The 2514-nt window shown below is 60.2% G+C and carries 2 protein-coding genes and 1 pseudogene; all 3 read right to left on the bottom strand.

The window, feature by feature from the left end; translation table 11 throughout:
* Window positions 1–91 precede the first annotated feature (91 nt).
* A pseudogene (locus F790_RS14440) lies at window positions 92–710 on the bottom strand (retention module-containing protein); the annotation flags it as partial.
* Window positions 711–851: 141 nt separating this feature from the next.
* A complete protein-coding gene (locus F790_RS0113550) occupies window positions 852–1181 on the bottom strand; it encodes a hypothetical protein (RefSeq protein ID WP_019592010.1) in 330 nt (109 codons plus the stop codon).
* Window positions 1182–1282: 101 nt separating this feature from the next.
* Window positions 1283–2514 (bottom strand): type I secretion C-terminal target domain-containing protein (locus tag F790_RS14920; RefSeq protein WP_156824347.1); only part of this gene is annotated, 1232 nt, incomplete at its 5' end.

The raw sequence follows: 2514 nt of genomic DNA, 5'->3' as shown, positions 1-2514 counted from the left end.
CAGACCGAACCGACCAACGACGAGGCATCATCCATCACCGACCGGAGCGCCGCCTGAACCAGCAACTGCTCATACACCAGACTTGACCATAACTCTCTTTCGCGCCTGCATACCCATATCCGGCTGCCACGGACACTGACACCGCAAGCGTCGGGTTGGCCGTCACCGGGGGTGGCGGCTCAACCGGTGGCTCTACAGGCGGCTGGCCGGGAGGCACAACCGTGCCCGCGGTTTCCCCTCCGGGCACCGCGACGGTCTCGCCCACCGCATCGGGGCGACCAAACACATTCTCCGGAAAGGTGTAATTAATCGACTCCACCGGCTCGTTAATGCGCGCGACACGAACAAACCCACCGCCTTCGCCACCTCCGCCCTCCAGACCGGCCGCCGGTGGCGCAATCAGCGCATCCAGTGATTCACCGCGATCCAGGGCCGCAATCACCTCTTCCGCCGTTGGAATCTCAGGATTGTCCGCGCGCCCGCTATCCGCGAGAACCTCACCCACTAGGGCCTACTGGCCGTCCCCGAGCGACAAGGCACGCCCATCGATGGCCTGCAGATCGACCGAAGCACCCTGCAGAGGAATCACCTCACCCACCCGCGTACACAGGATCGCAGACGCCAAGCACTCGGGTGTTGCCTTCCGCATCTCTCGCAATCACCGTCCCGATCAATGCCCGGACGGTGGCAACCACCGTATTTACTGCCATCGAATCCCTTCCCGCTTCTGCCCCATCGAACCGGCTCCAACAGGCGCCTTTGCGCCGATACTCAATCCAAATTCGATGCCGCGTCTGGGCCCGCCGCCACAGCACTCCACCTCACGTGACACACGCTGCCAAAGCGCATCTCTATAGAAGCCCGTCATCATCTTCCATCAGATTCAGCCGCTTCGCCGACACCCGAAGATCCTTGCGATCCCGCAACTTCTGCTGCGCCGCATCCGGTAGGTCCGTAAACCGAATCACACCCTTGTCGATCAGCACCTCCACCAGGTCCTCCAGCACCCGGATCAGCTCCAGATCCGAGGCCTGCAATGCTGCGGGTACTGGGTCAGCCTCCTTCCCGGACAGAAACTCCAGCAGCTCAGGCGCATCAACCGCCACGAATTCCGTGCACGCGCCACTCGCTGCCCGACTCACCAGATCGATCCTGCCTTCTGCGTCCCTTCTCACATACATGCGCGGCCTCCGGACCGTACTACACCCGAACCCTGACCTTACACGCTCAGACACAAGAAAGCCCCACCGATTCAAACCGGCGGGGCTGCCTGAACGGCCGATTACTGGTCGATGTTCAACTGACCGTTATTCAACAAGTGATTGATAACGTCCTGAGACGCCGACGCGCCCCCAAAATCACTGAACGACTTCCCTTCTAGGCGAATGATCTGATCGGCATTCTCCTTGTCACCGTTCAGCTCACCCTGGGAACTCAAGTAAAGGACCGTATCGTCACCCTCTTCTTCAGTCACGATGTATTCACTCAAGTCCTCGGCCTCCTCCTCGCCCTGGAGCAAGTCGGACACATCGAGAACGTTCTCACCATTCCCGAAGTCCTTGACGACATCGGTCGCAGGGTCCGTCGTGGTCCCCTCGTCCCCTTCTTGCCAGACGAAGGTATCGTCGCCGTCGCCGCCAATCAGGATATCGTCTCCGCCACCCCCGATCAGAGTGTCATCCCCAGCGCCACCATAAAGCACATCATCCCCGGCCGTCCCTTCTAACGTGTCTGATCCAGAGCCACCCAGAATGTAGGCCTTGACATCGGTTGTCTCATTGCCCGCTGGGTCCGTCGCGGTAGCGGTCACTTCACCGGTGCTACTAGTAGCCGGACTGATCGTTGTAGACCATCCACCGTCGCCGTCCGCCACGACGGTATCGATCAGGTTGCCGTCGCCATCACGAATCTCAACGTCCGAACCAGCCGCAGCCGTGCCGTCTATTTCGATCTCGCGGAAACCGACCGTGGAGGGGTCACGGTCATCGACCGCATACGCATCGCCCGTAAGTCCGGTCGCGTCGATAACAAGCACCGAATCCACACCGTCCACCGATCCCCTGAAGACCAAGAGGTCCCTGTCGTCGCCCTGCAGTGACACTAGATCGGAGCGCGTCACAGTGCCCAACATCGTTCTGGTAGCACCACCCTCTGTCCAGGAAAGCAAGTATTCGCTGTCAACGTCGAACTCGTAGGTATAGCTGCTGTTTTCGGTAGCCTGAATCGACAACCCTGACGTCCCAAACCTGTTCAGGCCAGAGGTCAAAATCGCCGGTATATCGCCAGGTGCAGTGTAAATATCCGATTCAAGCCCCACGCCGAAGTCGCCGGTTTCCAGCGCTCCCCAATTCTGATCAATGACATCGCTGGCATCGCCGCCGGTTGCCCACTTGACACTGTCGATACTGACGTTGGGCCACGCATCCAGCTCGGCCGTATCCTGCGCCGTGATGTCGTTGCCGTTGTTGTCGGTCGCTTCGGCATCGATGGTGAGTTCGCCGTCGGTCAGGCCGC

This window comes from Thioalkalivibrio sp. ALE20, from assembly GCF_000381405.1.
Lineage (GTDB): Bacteria > Pseudomonadota > Gammaproteobacteria > Ectothiorhodospirales > Ectothiorhodospiraceae > Thioalkalivibrio.
The sequence above is the reverse complement of the archived record's forward strand: the minus strand, read 5'-3'. Positions and strand labels throughout refer to the sequence as shown.